The organism is Rhodospirillaceae bacterium (genome assembly GCA_040219235.1).
Taxonomy (GTDB): domain Bacteria; phylum Pseudomonadota; class Alphaproteobacteria; order Rhodospirillales; family Rhodospirillaceae; genus WLXB01.
In genome coordinates this window covers 854,483-871,554 of the sequence record JAVJSV010000011.1, presented here as the reverse complement: position 1 = coordinate 871,554, position 17,072 = coordinate 854,483, and the positions used below count along the sequence as shown (strand labels likewise).

The following is a 17,072-nucleotide window of genomic DNA, read 5'->3' as shown; positions in this document are numbered from 1 at the left end:
TTGATCAGATCATTCACAGAATGATCTCTCTAATCTTGATACGGAGCATGAATGACTGCCCTTAAGGACCCGAGCACCACACACCCCTGGATCAAAAGCTATCCCGCCTTCGCTGATTGGGACATGGAGATTAAGGCTGAGCCAGCCTATGCGGCGTTTGACCGCAGTGTTGCCGCTTACCCGCAACGCATGTGTATGGAGTTTCTGGGCCGCACCTGGACCTACCGTGAAACGGGCGCAATGGTGCGCGCCGCAGCAAAGGGCCTTCAAAAAATGGGCATCAAAAAGGGAGATCGAGTCGCCCTGATGCTGCCCAACACGCCCTACTACATTGTGCTGTTCCACGCAGCGCTGCTGATTGGCGGCGTGGTGGTCAACATCAACCCGCTCTATGCCCAGCGCGAACTGGATGACCTGATAAAAGACTCGCGCCCACACTTGCTGGTCACGATGGACCTGGAAGCGATGTACCCAAAGGCGCGGGCCACAGTGGATGCGAACAATATTGAAAAACTTCTGCTCTGTTCCATGACCGACGTTCTGCCCTGGCGCAAGGCTGTGTTGTTTAACATCTTCCGCCGCAAAACTTTGGCCCGTGTGGACGACGATGATCGTCAAACGTGGTTTGAAGATCTCATTGAAAACGATGGCGCTTATACGCCAGCCGAGATCGACTGCGACAACGACCTCGCCGTACTGCAATACACAGGCGGAACAACAGGTATTCCAAAAGCAGCCATGCTGACCCATGCCAATGTCAGTGCAAACGCAACCCAGGTTGCTGCATGGTATGACAACAGCGATATCGACGAAGAAATCTTTTTAGCGGCCCTGCCCTTTTTTCATGTCTTCGCCATGACGGTCGTCATGATGACAGCCATACGCTATGGCGCTGGCATCGTTATGCTGCCCCGTTTCGATTTAAAAGATTGCTTGCGCGCCATTTCAAATAAAAAGCCAACCTTCTTTCCGGCTGTGCCAACCATTTTCACAGCCATCAATACATTCCCCGAACTTGAAAAATACGATTTATCTTCCATTAAACTGTGCATCTCTGGTGGTGCGCCATTGCCCGTAGAAGTCAAAAAAGAGTTTGAGCGCATTTCAGGCTGTGTCGTCGTGGAAGGTTATGGCCTCAGCGAAACCAGCCCCGTGGCAACGACCAACCCGACAAAAGGCATCAACAAAGCGGGTTCAGTCGGCATTCCGATGCCTGGAACAGAGATTGAAATTTGGTCCGTCGATGAGCCCTCCACCTTAAGGTCCATCGGCGAACGCGGTGAAGTTTGTATTCGTGGGCCGCAAGTCATGAAGGGCTATTGGGAAAACCCCGAAGAAACCGAAAAAGTTTTTCATAAGGGTGCTTTTCGGACCGGTGACGTGGGATACATCGACAAAGACGGCTACGTCTTTCTCGTTGACCGCCTCAAAGACATTATCATCGCAGGGGGCTATAAAATTTACCCTCGCATAGTGGAAGAGGCTATTCACGAGCATCCAGCCGTGGCTGAAGTCATCGTCATTGGGGTCGATGATAAGTATCGTGGGCAGGCACCAAAAGCGTTCATTCGATTGAAAGAGGGCGAGACAGTTACCGAGGCTGAGTTAAAAACCTTCTTGAAAGAAAAGCTGTCAGCCATTGAACGTCCTGATTATTACGAATTTAGAGACGAGCTTCCAAAAACGATGATCGGTAAGCTGTCTAAAAAAGAGCTGAAGGCAGAAACAGAGACCCAAAACGAAGTGGAACCCAATGGAGAAAAGGGCGTGACATGAACAACGTTGTTTCCCTCCATCGCAGTGACAAGACCGGGCGCTTGTATAGCACCACTCAGTTGGCCGACGACTGTGGTGTAACGGCACGCACCATACGGTTTTATGAAAGCCGGGGCTTGTTGCAACCACAATTGGCCGGAGCAACACGGGTTTACACTCACAGTGACCGGGCTCGTCTTAAGATCATCCTACGCGGCAAGCGTTTAGGATTTTCACTCGATGAAATTCAAGAATACCTGGATTTGTATGACGCTGACACACAACATATCAGTCAGGTTTTACATATCCGCCATAAAGCCCGTGAACGCGCTAAAGAGATGCGCGCTAAGTTGAAAGACATCGAAGACGCGCTGCGCGAATTGGAACAAATCGAGCAAGAAGCCGTTCATCAATTAAAGAGTATGGGCGTTGATCCTAACGCACCTGCACCACCGCGGCGAACACCGCACCAAAACAAATCACCGCTAGAAGGGATAGACCCATGACTGGACCCACAATCAGAGCTGTTATTGTAGGCTATGCCCGCTCACCACTAACGCTGGCGAACAAAGGCGCACTTATCAGAACCCGGCCCGATGATCTAACGGCGGCTGTTGTCAAAGCTCTTGTGGAGCGCACAGGCATTGACCCAAACACCTTGGAAGACTTGATGCTGGGTTGTGCCTTCCCAGAAGGTGAACAAGGGTTAAACGTCGCCCGCAACATCGTCTTTCTGGCCGGACTGCCGGACAGCGTTGCCGGGACAACAATCAACCGCTTCTGCGGATCGTCTATGCAGGCCATTCATTCCGCCGCAGGATCGATTGCGCTGGGCGCGGGCGAAGCCTTTATCTGTGCCGGGATCGAAAGCATGACCCGTATTCCCATGCCCGGCTTTAATCCCATGCTAAATCCTAAATTGGTCAACGCCGGGCACGCCGCTTATATGGGCATGGGCGAGACCGCTGAAAACTTGGCAAAGAAATATGACATTCCGCGGGACAAACAGGATGCGTTTGCGGTCGAGAGTCATAAGCGGGCCGCTGCCGCTCAAGCCGACGGTAAATTCGATGACGAAATCGTGCCCATTGAGACAAAAGAGGGCGTTGTCGATAAAGATGGCTGTATTCGTCCAGACACTACCATGGAGATTCTCGGTGATCTGAAACCTGCGTTCGATCAAAACGGATCAGTCACGGCTGGCACGTCCTCACCTTTGACCGACGGCTCATCTGCTGTGCTGGTGACCAGCGAAGCCTATGCGGAGAAACATGGCCTCAAACCACTGGCGCGCATTAAATCTATCGCTGTCGCCGGCTGTGCGCCTGAGATTATGGGCATCGGCCCGGTGAGCGCCACCAACAAAGCATTGCAGCGCGCCGGCTTGAGTTTGTCAGACATTGACGTCATTGAATTGAATGAAGCCTTCGCGGCGCAGTCTTTGGCTGTCGTGCACGACCTCGGTCTGGATCTCTCCAAGACGAACATTGACGGCGGTGCGATTGCCCTGGGTCATCCCCTTGGCGCAACCGGTGCACGGATCACCGGCAAAGCCGCTCAAATCATGCAGCGCGAGGGCAAGAAATATGCCCTGGCGACACAATGTATTGGTGGCGGCCAGGGCATCGCCACGGTTCTGGAGGCTGTGTGATGACAGAGATCCGCAAAGCTGCGGTGATCGGCGCGGGCGTTATGGGGGCTGGCATCGCCGCTCACATTGCCAACGCTGGTATCCCCGTCGTCCTTCTTGATATTCTGCCGAAAGAGGGCAGCAACCGGAACGCCATTGCTGAAAAGGCGATCCAGAAAATGCTTAAGACTGAACCCGCACCGTTCATGTCGAAACGTACGGCTAAGCTGGTCACGCCGGGCAACATTGAAGATCACATGGAGTGGCTCTCTGACTGTGATTGGATTGTCGAAGCGGTGATTGAACGCTTAGACATCAAGCAAGAGCTGTACGCAAAAATTGCCACGGTTAAAAAAGACGGCGCTGTGCTGTCATCCAACACTTCAACCATTCCCTTGAAAGACCTGACCGGCGGCATGGATGAGGCGCTGGTGCCGGATTTCATGATCACGCACTTCTTTAATCCACCGCGTTATATGCGTTTGTTGGAATTGGTGACGTCAGAGAAGACCCGTCCTGAAGCGGTGAAAACCATCCATGATTTCGGTGATGTGAAACTGGGGAAAGGCGTGATCCACGCCAAGGATACTCCCGGATTTGTCGCCAACCGGATTGGCACATACTGGTTTCAATTGGGGCTCATGGGGGCGCTGGAGTTTGACCTAAGCGTCGACGAAGCTGATGCCATTGGCGGACGGCCCTTTGGTGTGCCTAAGTCCGGTTTCTTCGGAACATTAGATTTGGTGGGCCTCGATCTGATGCCGCATGTGGCGGCCTCCATGCTGGAACGCCTGCCGGAAGATGATTCCTATCGCAGCATTCATTCAGAACCTGAAGTGGTGAAGATGATGCTTGAGAAAGGCTGGGTGGGTCGTAAAGGACCCGGCGGTTTCTATCGCTTAAACCATGACAGTGGTCAGCGTATTAAGGAGAGTATTAACCTCACTTCCGGCGACTACGCACCCTCACAGAAGGCGATGCTTGAAAGTTTGAAAGCTTCCAAAGCTGGCGGCTTGCGCGCTCTGGTTGAACACGACGACAAAGGCGGACAGTTCGCCTGGTATCTGGTTGCCAACGCCCTGCCTTATGCGGCGTCTTTGGTGCCAGAAATTGCCGATACGGTTGTGGATGTTGATGCAGGCATGCGGGACGGCTACGGCTGGAAGCAAGGTCCGTTTCAACTGATTGACGCCATGGGTGCAGACTGGCTGGCTGAGAAGTTGACACGCAACGGACATTCCGTTCCGCCGATGCTGAAGCTCGCGGCCGAAAAAGGCGGGTTCTATCGCGTTGAAAACGGCGTCTTGCAGTTCCTCAAGGTGGACGGTTCATACGATACCGTGCCGCGCCCCGAGGGTGTGCTGCATTTGTCTGACGTCAAACTCAAATCCAAGCCTGTTCTGAAAAATGGCTCCGCCTCGGTGTGGGATATCGGCGACGGTGTTCTGTGTTTTGAGTTCACCTCAAAAATGAACAGTCTCGATCCTGAGATTATGGCGCTGTACAAAAAAACCATTAAGCAGATCAAAGACGACGACGCTCTGAAAGCATTGGTGATCTATAATGAGGGTACCAATTTCTCTGTCGGCGCGAACCTCGGCCTGTTTCTTTTTGCCGCAAATATTGCCTTGTGGGGTGAGATCGAAAGCCAGATTGAAGATGGCCAACGCACCTACATGGCGCTGAAGCAAGCGCCCTTCCCTGTTGTCGCCGCGCCCTCTGGCATGGCCCTGGGCGGTGGGTGCGAAATTCTACTGCATGCCGACGCAGTGCAAGCCCACGCAGAAACGTACACCGGATTGGTGGAAGTCGGCGTGGGTATCATCCCGGGCTGGGGCGGCTGCAAGGAAGTGCTGCTGCGATTGCAAAACCATCCACGCCTGCCGCGCGGCCCGATGCCAGCCGTTGCCAAAGCCTTTGAATTGATTGGCACGGCGCAAGTGGCAAAATCTGCCGCCGAAGCGAAGGAGATGAGCCTGTTGCGCGATAGCGACGCCATCACCATGAACCGTGACCGGTTGCTGGCCGATGCCAAAGCCAAAGCACTCAAGCTGGCGAAAGATTATACACCGCCGGAAGAGCAAGAATTGGTTCTCCCCGGCCCGACAGGCCGAGCCGCGTTGCAATTGGCGTTACACGACCTGGCTCTGAAAGGCATGGCCACACCGCATGACCAGGTTGTCGCTGGCGCTTTGGCCACGGCGCTAACGGGTGGGGACACGGATATGACCGAAACCATGACCGAAAAAGAGTTCCTGAAGCTGGAGCGGAGTACGTTTATGACGCTGGCCCGCACTGAAGGCACACTGGCCCGGATGGAGCACATGCTCGACACCGGCAAGCCCTTACGGAATTAGGAGACAGACCATGGCGACTTACTCAGCTCCATTAAGAGATATGCGTTTCGTCTACCACGAGCTCCTTGAGGGCGACGCACTGGCAAACATGCCCGCCTACGCAGACTTTACGTCCGATGTGGTGGATGCCGTGCTGGAAGAAGCGGGTAAATTTACATCCGAAGTGTTGTTTCCTCTTAACCTGAGCGGTGACACCGAAGGGTGCACCCTGGAAAATGGTGTGGTGCGCACACCTAAAGGATTCAAAGATGCCTATGATCAGTTCGCGCAAGGCGGTTGGACCGGCATTGCGGCCGACCCAGACTTTGGTGGCCAAGGTGCGCCTGCGGCTCTGCACTTTCTGATTCAGGAAATGATCTGCTCGAGCAACATGGCCTTCGGCATGTATCCTGGCCTGACAGAAGGGGCCTATAACGCCATCAAGTTGCACGGGTCCGACGCGCAAAAGGCGCTTTATCTGCCGAAGTTTGTAGAAGGCACCTGGGCCGGCACCATGTGTTTAACGGAACCACAATGCGGCACCGACCTGGGCTTGATTCGCACTAAAGCCGATACGCAGGACGACGGCAGCTACAAAATCACCGGTACGAAAATATTCATCTCAGCCGGGGAACATGATCTGACCGAAAACATCGTGCATCTGGTATTGGCCCGTCTGCCTGATGCTCCCGAAGGGACCAAAGGCATCAGTCTTTTTGTCGTACCCAAGTTTTTGCCCAAAGACGACGGCAGCGTCGGCCCGCGGAATGGCGTGACCTGTGGAGCCATCGAACACAAAATGGGCATTAAAGCCTCAGCCACCTGTGTGATTAATTTCGATGACGCGACAGGGTGGCTGGTCGGTCAGCCACACAAAGGCATGCGCGCTATGTTTACGATGATGAACGCGGCACGCTTGGGCGTGGGCATCCAAGGCCTTGGTTTAGGGGAAGTCGCCTATCAGGGCGCCCTAGAATACGCCAAAGAACGGCTGCAAGGGCGCTCGCTGAAGGGCGCTGCGTCACCGGAAAAACCCGCTGATTCCATTTTGGTCCATCCGGATGTCCGCAAAAATCTGCTGACCATGAAGGCGCTGAACGAAGGCATTCGCGCGCTGGCCATATGGACTGGGATTAATCTCGATATTGCCGAGAAATCAGAAGATGCGGCGGACCGGCAACGGGCCGATGATCTGGTGCAGGTGCTGACTCCGATCATCAAGTCTTTCGGCACCGACAAAGGGTTTCTATCGGCCAACCTGGGCGTCCAGATTTATGGTGGCCATGGCTACATCCACGAACATGGCATGGAGCAGTTTGTCCGCGATGCTAGAATCACCCAGCTATATGAAGGCACCAACGGCATACAAGCGCTTGACTTGGTTGGCCGAAAAATGGGCACTCATTACGGACGCTACCTGCGCGCGTTTTTCCATCCGGTGCAAGAGTTCATTGAAGAAAATGCCGACGATGCTGACCTGCAACCTCTCATACTTGGACTGGCCAAAGCCTTTGGGCGTTTGCAACAAGCGACCGGTTTGATTGCTCAGAAAGGCTTAAGCAACCCGAATGAAGCGGCGGCAGCGGCGACAGATTATCTAAACCTGTTTGGTCATGTTGCTGTGGCGTTTATGTGGGCGAAATCTGCCAAGCTGGCCTTCAGCAAAAAAGACGATGATCCGACGGGTTTCTATGCAGGAAAGCTCAAGACGGCCCGTTTTTATTACGAACGTGTCCTGCCGGAAACCAGCGGTCTGTTTGCCATGATTATGGCGGGCGGAGAGTCCATCATGGATGTGGAAGAGGATTTGTTTGGGGCGGGTGTTGCAGCCTAAGCCTATTTAAAAATGAATCTTATTTTTCGCCTGTTTTGGATGAGGGTGACAGCACGTTGGCGCAGCACCTGCGCCATGCTTGAGGAGTCTCACTTAAGCTTCCGTGTGCTGCCGACAGACCTCGACGTCAATATGCATCTCACCAATTCCAGATACTTTAGTTTTATGGACCTGAGCCGCGTTGACCACATGATCCGCAATGGGGCCTGGAAACATATTCGCGCGCGCAAACTTATGCCCGTGCTGGCCTCCGGGTCCGTCAGATTCCGGCGACCGGTTCCGCCCTTTACCCTCATTGATGTCACCACCCGTGTGGTCGGCGGTGACGAGAAATGGGTCTACTTGGAACATAAGATTCAAGCCGGTAAAACCGTCTATGCGGTCGCGATTCTCAAAGCGGCGTTTCTAGACGACAAAGGCCGAATCCCCATGCCACACCTGATGGATATATTTGGGCATAGCGGTGAGCTTCCGCCGATGACAGAAGCCCTGACGCACATTCGTGATGCTGACGAGGCCGTGATGGAGATTGCGGCACCGAAAAATTCGCTCACCCACAAAAATGGTTAAAAGTCTCTCGCTCCTTTAGCGCGCTTTGATCGCACAGTTCTTTAGGCTCTCCTCCATCCGTGCTGCAAATCCGGCGTAATCACAAAGACTTGAGTTTTTCAATTTCTCACGCAGACCCGACCGATAAATTTGGAGTCGCCCTTTATCCTTAGACAATTGGACAGCCGACTCAATGTACTCATTCGTCGTTCGCCCAATTAACTCTGGCGTGCCAATGGTCGTCATCAGGCTTGCCCCAACACGCGCTGCATGCCGGTCACCCAATTTTGTAATGAGGGGTACCCCCATCCATAAGGCCTCGCAAGTTGTCGTGGTTCCATTGTAAGGAAAAGGATCCAGTGCGATATCAATTTGATTGTAATGAAGGAGGTGGTCGACCTGGGCATCAACGTAAGGAAGGTATATTATCCGCTCCGTTTTCACTCCCAGATTCTCAAACTTCTGGCTAATCATTGATTGTGTCTCTTCACACATCAGAAGCCGATTTTTGAGAGCCAAGATCGAATGTGGGCTATCCCTTAAAATAGACGACCAAGCTCCAAAAACTTCATCATTCAACTTTGCAGGATGATTAAAGCACCCGAACGTGCAGTAACCGTTGCTTAGTATAGGGGGCTCGATCTCAGGTTTTTGATCGTCAAGAGGCTTAAAAATTAGAAAGCTAGTAGGAAGTCGAACCAAGCTCTCGGGCGCCGCGGGATCGGACGTCGCTATCGGATCTGTAATGTAATCAACAAGTCGATAGTCAACTGCCTTTAACCCCGTTGTATTTGGATAGCCGAGCCAATTTACAATCACCGGAGCCGGTTTCTCACATATCACTCCTATGCGATTCCCACCGGCATGGCCGTCTATATCAACTAGAATATCAAGATCGTCTTCTAAGATAATTTGAGCTGCTTCAGCATCACTTAACAGCGCAATATCTCGCCAGTACTCAGCCAAAGACTTCACGGACTCAGTTATACTGTCTCGTTTCGCGCTAGCGTTATAGCAGTATACTTCAACTTCACTGCTTGAGTGACTTTCAAGAAGCGGTAGGAAAAAGTCCATACAAACATGGTGCCTAAAAGCTGCAGACAGATAGCCAACCCGGATACGTGACGTTTCGTCTCTGCTGCCGCTGCCTGCTAATGACTCTGATGGACGATAGAACCTCTCACCAAATGCGAGATGTTCAGCGGTGACTTCTTCCTGGCTGGCCGTGGGGTGAGCAGTCATGAGCCATAGCAACATAGACCAGTATGCTTTGTTCTCGGGTTCTAGTTCCGTTGCGAACCGAACGCTAGGTAGTCCCTCATCCCATGTCCCTTGTAGGCAATTGATGTACCCAATATTAAAATGAGCCACAGCACAATTTTCATCAATCTCGATGGCTCGCAAGAAGACCGTTTTTGCTGCAGCTAGATGTCCCTGCGATAGCTCTAGAGCTGCCAATCCACACAACGGCTCTGGATCAGAGTCGTCAACTTCAGCTGCCGCTTTGTAGTGTGAATAGGCAAGGTCAAATTCGTAAAGCTGCTGATAAGCATCGCCCAGTCTAAAATGCGCTTGCATATGGTTTTGATCAAGAGCTAGTACCTTCTGTAGCCATCTTACACCCTCTTGCGCGCAGCCGAGCTCGAGGTGAATATTGCCGAGGTTAAATAGGGCGGGAATATAATGTGGGGACGTGGCAACCGCCTTCTCCAAAGCCACCATAGCCCCATCAAAATTCTTCAAGTGACCCCGCACAACCCCCAGATTGCACCATAACTGCGCTGAGTGGGGTAACGTTTGCACCGCCAATTCAAGTAATGGACTAGCGGCCTCAAAGTCTTGCATAGCAAGATGACAGTATCCCATAGGTAAGCTTACAGTTTGCATTCCCACGACATCCGCCACATGCTCATACAACTGTAACGCTGAGATAAAATCTTGCTCAGCCATAAGCTGGCCGGCTTGGGTTAATTTGCTGGCGAGTTGCGGTTTTAAGTCTGTCAAAACAAACCTAGCAAATTAGGGGCACCCATAATCTCCCAGTATTTGAGATTTGTTGCCGTATTGTCGAGTAAAGATTTAATTTGAGCTCAAGTCTTCACCCGCGAGGACACGGTCGATCAAGATCAATGTTTCTTCAACACCATACAATGCGATGAACGAACCCATGCGCGGGCCTTCGTCTTGTCCAAGCAGTATCTGGTACAAGGCTTTGAACCAATCCCGCAGACTTGGGAAAGCCGCTTCGTTGGTTTTGCCAACCTGATAGACCATGTTTTGCAAATCTTCTTGTGACGCCCCTTGCCCCAACTCTTGCAGACCCGTTTTCAAAGCATCCAGCGCACCGCGTTCCACCACAGTTGGCGCGCGGTAGGTTTTTTGGGGCAAGACAAGATCGCGATAATAGGCGATGGCATAAGTTACCAGTTTATCAAGCAGCGGATCTGTTTGTGGGCTGGCATCCGGAGCATACCGGCTGATGTAGTGCCACAGAACAGCAGCATCTTCAGAATGGCAGACGCTGGCTAAGTTTAAGAGAATACCAAAGCTCAAACGGCCTTTTTCCTCAGGGGGGGTACCATTGTGGATATGCCATACCGGGTTGTTGAGTTGATCTTTCAACTCTTGATCCGGGAATGCCTTGAGATGTGAGAGATATTCGTCGACGGATTTTGGAATGGTATCGAAGTAGAGTCTCTTCGCCGTTGTGGGCTTCTGGTACATGAAGTTGGCAAGACTTTCGACGGGGGCGTACTTAAGCCACTCCTCGACCGACAGGCCATTGCCCTTGGACTTCGAAATCTTTTGGCCTTGGTCATCGAGAAACAACTCATAGGTCAAATTTTGTGGCGGCGGGCTGCCCAGGACGCGGCAAATCTTTCCAGACAAACGAACCGAGTCAATCAGGTCTTTGCCTGACATTTCATAGTCAACATCAAGGGCATACCAACGCATGGCCCAATCGCACTTCCATTGCAGCTTGCAGTGGCCGCCCGTTACGGGCACTTCCACTTTGGAGCCATCTTCGTCTTGATAAACGATGGTGCCGGCATCCACATTGCGCTCGATCACCGGCACCTGAAGAACCCGCCCTGTCTTTTTGCACACTGGCAGGAAGGGCGAATAGGTGGCGCGGCGATCAGGACCAAGCGTTGGCAAAACGACGTTGATGACTTTATCGTATTCTTGCAGAACACGAAGAAGCGCGGCATCGAACTCGCCGGACGTATAACTCTCTGTTGCGCTTTTGAACTCGTAGTCAAACCCGAAGGAATCCAGAAAACCTTTGAGGCGATCATTGTTATGATGACCAAAGCTTTCGTGCGTGCCAAAGGGGTCAGGAATACTTGTCAGGGGCTTGCCAAGATGTTCCTCGACCATCTCCTTGTTAGGAATGTTGTCGGGCACTTTACGCAAACCATCCATATCATCAGAGAAGGCGAACAATCGGGTTGGCGTATCAGGCGACAGCACCTGAAAGGCATGTCGCACCATGGTGGTGCGCACGACTTCGGCGAATGTTCCGATATGCGGCAATCCAGACGGGCCATAGCCGGTTTCAAACAGCACGTACCCCTTATCGCCCGCGCCATTCTTCAGCCGTCCTTCAAGAAGGGCTTTGGCTTCTGAGAAGGGCCAGGCTTTGCTGTCGCGGGCTGTGGGAATGACGTTGCTCATGATCTTCGTCCAGGGTTTGAAAGCGGCGCACCCTATGGGCGCGGGATTAGAGGGTCAAGCCCTTGGCATCTCAGCCATCACTGGCTAGTTATATCACTGGATTGACCCGTACACCTGACGGTATACCAGATGATCATCCATAATTCCCGTTCTTGATTGGCTTATGCCCCACCCCTCACTCTTGACCTTTGCCAGACAAAGCCTTGACCGTCGACCGTAAAGTTCTTTTACCTGACGCGCCAGTTCTCGTAACCAGAGCGCGCGACGGCGCGTTGATCTATCCAGATGGCGAGATAAAAGCGTTTTCGGCGGCTAACGCGAAAACCCTTGTGGAACCGCCGGTTATTCAATGCCACAGCCGCGCAACAGCTGCCCGGCTGGGACTCAAACCCGTCCCCGGATTTGATGTGCTGGAGTTGTTTGCGTTTGTGAGACCAGCCGTCACATGCTTACCCACCGTGCGCGGCATCGCAGAAGCAACCGGTGTGACGGTGCCACGGTCCATCGATGAAGATGGCGTTGCCATTATAGAGGCGACCAAAGTTCTCCTGTCGGAGATCACGGCGTGGTCAGATGGTGGCCTGCGTCACGCCAGAGCCATTGCCCATGTGCTTGAGCGCGCGGGCTGGTCCTGGGGCGCGAGTGTGCTGGCGGCAATTGGAGCCGATCCAGAGGGGGGTGGAATTGGCTTATCTTCGCTGCGGGTTTGGACACGGCTGACCCCATTTGAAGACCTCGCCCCACCACCGCCACCCGGCAACGATCCCGTCTCCCGCGAAGAAAGCCTTGAGCGACTGGCTGACGTGCTCGGCGATGATGCTGAGAAAAGAGAGTCTCAAGCCACTTATGCGGACATCATCACGCATGCTTTTAAAGCTAAACCGGCGCCAGATGAGCCAAATCTGGTTTTGGCTGAAGCGGGAACAGGGGTTGGCAAGACCCTTGGGTACCTGGCTCCGGCAAGTGTTTGGGCCGCCAAGAACGATGGGCCGGTTTGGGTCTCGACCTTTACCCGCAATCTGCAACGCCAACTCGATCAAGAACTGGACCGTGTTTACCCTGACCCAGAGACCAAAGCAGCACGGGTCGTCGTTCGTAAAGGGCGGGAAAACTATTTTTGTCTGTTGAATTTTGAAGAAGCTCTGAACCGCTCTGGCACCGATCCAAGCGCTGCAATTCCCCTCGCCCTGATTGCACGCTGGGTTATCGCAACAAAATCAGGTGATATGGTGGGGGGAGACTTCCCCTCCTGGCTGGCGGATCTGTTTGGTACGGGTCGCGTTCTCTCACTCGCAGACCGTCGCGGGGAATGCATTTTTACGGCTTGCCCTCATTACAAAACTTGCTTCGTCGAAAAAACCGTTCGCAAAGCCCGCACCGCAGACATTGTTGTCGCCAATCATGCTTTGGTCATGGTCCAGGCCGCGATGGGAGGGCTGGATGATGGCACGCAACCCACACGTTACGTGTTTGATGAAGGGCATCACTTGTTTGGGGCCGCAGATAGTGCATTTTCTGCACACTTGAGTGCGGCTGAAACGGCAGATTTGCGACGCTGGCTTATTGGCGCAGAAGCCGGTGGACGTCCGACACGGTCTCGCGGTCTGAAACGTCGTATTGATGACTTGCTGTCTGAGTTGGAAACAGAAGGTGATGCCCTGCCAACGGCACTCGACGGTATTTTGCAGGGTGCGCGGTCCCTCCCTGCCCCCGGTTGGCTGACGCGCATAGAGGATGGCGCGCCGCGCGGACCCGCAGAAGAGTTTCTCAGTCTTGTCCGCACCCAGGTTTACACCCGTGACAATCCAGAGTCTCCTTACAGCCTTCAAACAGATGCGGTGGAACCTGTTGATGGTTTACTGGACGCCTCTGCCAAATTGGATGCGGCGCTGTACCGATTGCTAGACCCGCTCAAGCTGATGGTTAAAACGCTAATCGCTCAACTTGACCGGCCAGCGGAAGAACTGGAGACGGCGACCCGGCTTAGAATTGAAGGTCTCTGCCGCAGCTTGGAGCGTCGGGCCGTAATTCCGCTCACAGCCTGGCGTGATATGATCAAAGCGCTCTCAAATGACACGCCAGACGAATTTGTTGACTGGCTGGGTGTCGACCGTATTGATGGTCGCGACATCGACATCGGGCTGCATCGTCACTGGGTCGACCCAACTTTGCCTTTTGCTAGAACGGTGTTGGACCCGGCGCAAGGCGTGGCGATTACCTCAGCCACCCTGCGGGATGGCACCGGAGATGACACGGCGGATTGGGAAAGTGCCGATCAGCAGGTTGGGGCCTTTCATCTGGCAAGCACGCCCGTACGTTCTGCGCTGCCCTCACCGTTTGATTATGAAAACGCGACCCGCGTGTTCATTGTGACTGACGTTCGCAAAGACGCCCTTGTGCAAGTGGCGAACGCTTATCGTGACTTATTTCTGGCTGCAGGCGGCGGCGGCCTTGGGTTATTCACGGCCATTTCCCGACTGCGCGCAACCTTTGACCAGATTGCGCCCGCCTTGGAAGCTGAGGGGCTGCCGCTCTATGCACAACATATCGATGCTTTGCCAGCAGCAACCCTGGTGGATATTTTTCGCGCAGAGGAGCACGCCTGCCTTTTAGGAACCGATGCCATGCGTGACGGCGTTGATGTTCCGGGCAATGCGCTGCGCCTGATGGTGTTTGATCGGGTGCCGTGGCCACGCCCTGATATTCTTCATCGGGCACGACGCAATGCATTTGGCGGACGTGTTTACGATGACAGGATCACACGCCTGCGATTGAAACAAGCCTTTGGACGTCTCATTCGCCGGGAGGGTGATCGCGGTGTCTTCGTGTTGCTCGATTCCATGATGCCATCACGGCTGTTGGGCGCGTTTCCTGAGGGGACACCGGTGCATCGTATTGGCTTGGCCGAAGCCGTTGCTGAAACCAAATTGTTTTTGGCGAACAGCTGATCAGTCGTCTACGCGCGCCGTCATATCGATAAGTTGAGCAACCACGGGCGTTTTACCTAGCGGCGCTTCGTGACGCTCGAGTGCAAGACGTGCGCCTTGTTTATCCGCACAACTGCCGGTCTGACCTTCTGGGGTTTTAAACCCTGAAATATCATCAATGGGAATGCGAATTGGCATAACGGGCCGGTGCTCACCCCAATTGGTTTCCCGCACAGAGTCTATAAATAAAAGGGTCCAGTGGTCGTCAAGGTCACGCCAGGTCAGCTGACCAAAATTATCATAAGAAAACCCAACAAGCGCGTCGACTTCAGCCTGTTTTAACCCGCTGCCAAAAGCGCAGACACGCTCCCACGACCAGGGAGTCAGCAGGCTAGGATCTACGGTTTCAGTGCCCGCCATAAACAGAAAGCGCAAGTTACGATGAAAGGCCAATTCATCACGGGATTCCAAGCCACCGGTGCGCTTGTATAGAAAATAGATGGAGGCTGGCCCCAGCGAGAGCAACAGAATCAACCCAACAACTTTGACAAAAGACTTAGATGGCATAAGCACGCTCCATTTCTACGCTTTGATATAGCTGCTGAACCAACATAGAAAAAGGGCCACGTCGTAAAACGCGGCCCTTTTCCGAAAGTAACTGACGGTGGTGGGATTACATTCCCATTCCCATGCCGCCCATGCCACCCATGTCGCCCATGCCGCCGCCTGGACCCATCGGAGGACCCGACTTCTCAGGAATCTCAGCAACCATGGCTTCCGTGGTGATCAGGAGACCTGCGATGGACGCAGCGTCTTGCAGAGCAATACGCACGACCTTAGTCGGATCGATAATGCCGGCCTTAACCATGTCCACATACTTGCCCGACTGAGCATCAAAGCCCATCGTTGGGGTTTTTGCTTCTTCGACCTTACCGGCAACAACCGCACCATCTTCACCAGCATTTTGTGCAATCTGCTTCAACGGCACACGCAAGGCACGACGAATGATTTCAACACCGACTTTTTGATCATCGTTGTCGACAGAAAGTTTAATGAGTGCACTCGCCGAGCGGAGAAGCGCAACACCGCCACCTGGGACGATACCTTCTTCAACAGCTGCACGCGTAGCATGCAAAGCATCGTCAACGCGGTCTTTCTTCTCTTTCACTTCGACTTCGGTTGCACCGCCAACACGGATAACCGCAACACCACCAGCCAACTTGGCAAGACGCTCTTCGAGCTTCTCACGGTCGTAATCGGATGTTGTGTCTTGGATCTGACGACGGATTTGCTCGCAACGACCGTTGATATCGGCCTTCTTGCCTGCGCCATCGATGATGGTGGTTTCTTCTTTGGTGATTTCGATGTTCTTGGCTTGGCCGAGCATATCGAGTGTGACGTTCTCGAGCTTAATGCCAACATCTTCAGAAATGACCTGACCTTTGGTGAGTACGGCGATGTCTTCCAACATGGCCTTACGGCGATCACCAAAACCAGGTGCCTTAACAGCAGCAACCTTGAGGCCGCCACGCAGGCGGTTAACCACCAGAGTTGCTAAAGCTTCGCCTTCGATGTCTTCGGCAATGATAACCAACGGACGTGAAGACTGAACCACAGCTTCGAGAACTGGCAGAAGAGGCTGCAGGGAAGAGAGCTTTTTCTCGTGGATCAGGACGTATGGGTTTTCATACTCACAGATCATCTTCTCAGAGTTGGTAATGAAGTACGGTGACAAGTAGCCACGATCGAACTGCATGCCTTCAACAACATCGAGTTCCGTGTCCAAGCCTTTGGCTTCTTCAACGGTGATCACACCTTCTTTGCCAACTTTATCCATGGCTTCGGAAATGATTTGGCCGATGTCACTGTCGCCGTTTGAGGAGATCGTGCCGACCTGGGCGATCTCTTGGCTGGTCTTCACTTTCTTGGATTGCTTAGTCAGGTTTTCGGTCACAGCTGCGACAGCTGCGTCGATACCACGCTTCAGATCCATTGGGTTCATGCCTGCTGCAACGGCTTTTACGCCTTCGCGAACGATGGCTTGAGCCAGAACAGTGGCTGTTGTTGTACCGTCACCGGCGAGGTCGTTGGTTTTGGAAGCAACTTCCTTAACCATCTGCGCGCCCATGTTTTCGAACTTATCTTCAAGCTCGATGTCTTTTGCAACGGTTACACCGTCTTTGGTGATGCGAGGTGCACCAAAAGCTTTGTCGAGTACGACATTGCGGCCTTTCGGGCCAAGTGTCACCTTGACCGCGTTGGCCAAGATATCGACACCGCGCAACATACGGTCGCGGGCATCGGTGGAAAATTTGACGTCTTTCGCCATGATAATGCGTTTCCCTTAAATCTGGTGTTGAATC

Annotated in this window: 11 protein-coding genes; 7 read left to right on the top strand and 4 right to left on the bottom strand. The window is 53.2% G+C overall.

Going from position 1 to position 17,072, the window contains the following annotated elements; genetic code table 11:
- Positions 1-51 precede the first annotated feature (51 nt).
- From RIC29_08050 to RIC29_08025, 6 genes are read left to right on the top strand one after another with little or no spacing between them, the layout of a single operon-like run.
- Positions 52-1,776: a long-chain fatty acid--CoA ligase gene (locus RIC29_08050; GenBank protein ID MEQ8734862.1), complete on the top strand. Its 1,725-nt coding sequence runs from the start codon at positions 52-54 to the stop codon at positions 1,774-1,776.
- On the top strand, positions 1,773-2,261 hold the full coding sequence (locus RIC29_08045) for a MerR family DNA-binding transcriptional regulator (protein ID MEQ8734861.1): 489 nt from the start codon (positions 1,773-1,775) through the stop codon (positions 2,259-2,261). Before RIC29_08050 ends, RIC29_08045 begins: the two co-directional genes overlap by 4 nt.
- The gene (locus RIC29_08040; GenBank protein ID MEQ8734860.1) at positions 2,258-3,406 is read left to right on the top strand and encodes a thiolase family protein; all 1,149 of its coding nucleotides are present in this window, start codon (positions 2,258-2,260) and stop codon (positions 3,404-3,406) included. The genes RIC29_08045 and RIC29_08040 overlap by 4 nt, the downstream gene beginning before the upstream one ends.
- Complete coding sequence (locus RIC29_08035; GenBank protein MEQ8734859.1) at positions 3,406-5,742, top strand: 3-hydroxyacyl-CoA dehydrogenase NAD-binding domain-containing protein; 2,337 nt, start codon at positions 3,406-3,408, stop codon at positions 5,740-5,742. Before RIC29_08040 ends, RIC29_08035 begins: the two co-directional genes overlap by 1 nt.
- A gap of 10 nt (positions 5,743-5,752) precedes the next feature.
- On the top strand, positions 5,753-7,555 hold the full coding sequence (locus RIC29_08030; protein ID MEQ8734858.1) for an acyl-CoA dehydrogenase C-terminal domain-containing protein: 1,803 nt from the start codon (positions 5,753-5,755) through the stop codon (positions 7,553-7,555).
- 45 nt (positions 7,556-7,600) lie between these two features.
- Positions 7,601-8,125, top strand: coding sequence for an acyl-CoA thioesterase (locus tag RIC29_08025; GenBank protein ID MEQ8734857.1), 525 nt, complete (start codon positions 7,601-7,603; stop codon positions 8,123-8,125).
- A gap of 15 nt (positions 8,126-8,140) precedes the next feature.
- Here the strand turns inward: RIC29_08025 and RIC29_08020 are convergent, their stop codons facing one another.
- The gene (locus tag RIC29_08020; protein MEQ8734856.1) at positions 8,141-10,108 is read right to left on the bottom strand and encodes a hypothetical protein; all 1,968 of its coding nucleotides are present in this window, start codon (positions 10,106-10,108) and stop codon (positions 8,141-8,143) included.
- 75 nt (positions 10,109-10,183) lie between these two features.
- The gene (locus RIC29_08015) at positions 10,184-11,782 is read right to left on the bottom strand and encodes a lysine--tRNA ligase (GenBank protein ID MEQ8734855.1); all 1,599 of its coding nucleotides are present in this window, start codon (positions 11,780-11,782) and stop codon (positions 10,184-10,186) included.
- A gap of 203 nt (positions 11,783-11,985) precedes the next feature.
- Between RIC29_08015 and RIC29_08010 the strand changes: the two genes are divergently transcribed.
- Positions 11,986-14,730, top strand: a complete 2,745-nt coding sequence (locus RIC29_08010; protein ID MEQ8734854.1) for an ATP-dependent DNA helicase — start codon at positions 11,986-11,988, stop codon at positions 14,728-14,730.
- Here the strand turns inward: RIC29_08010 and RIC29_08005 are convergent, their stop codons facing one another.
- Positions 14,731-15,276, bottom strand: a complete 546-nt coding sequence (locus RIC29_08005) for a hypothetical protein (GenBank protein ID MEQ8734853.1) — start codon at positions 15,274-15,276, stop codon at positions 14,731-14,733.
- Between the two features lie 106 nt (positions 15,277-15,382).
- A complete protein-coding gene (groL, locus tag RIC29_08000; GenBank protein MEQ8734852.1) occupies positions 15,383-17,041 on the bottom strand; it encodes a chaperonin GroEL in 1,659 nt (552 codons plus the stop codon).
- Positions 17,042-17,072: the final 31 nt, after the last annotated feature.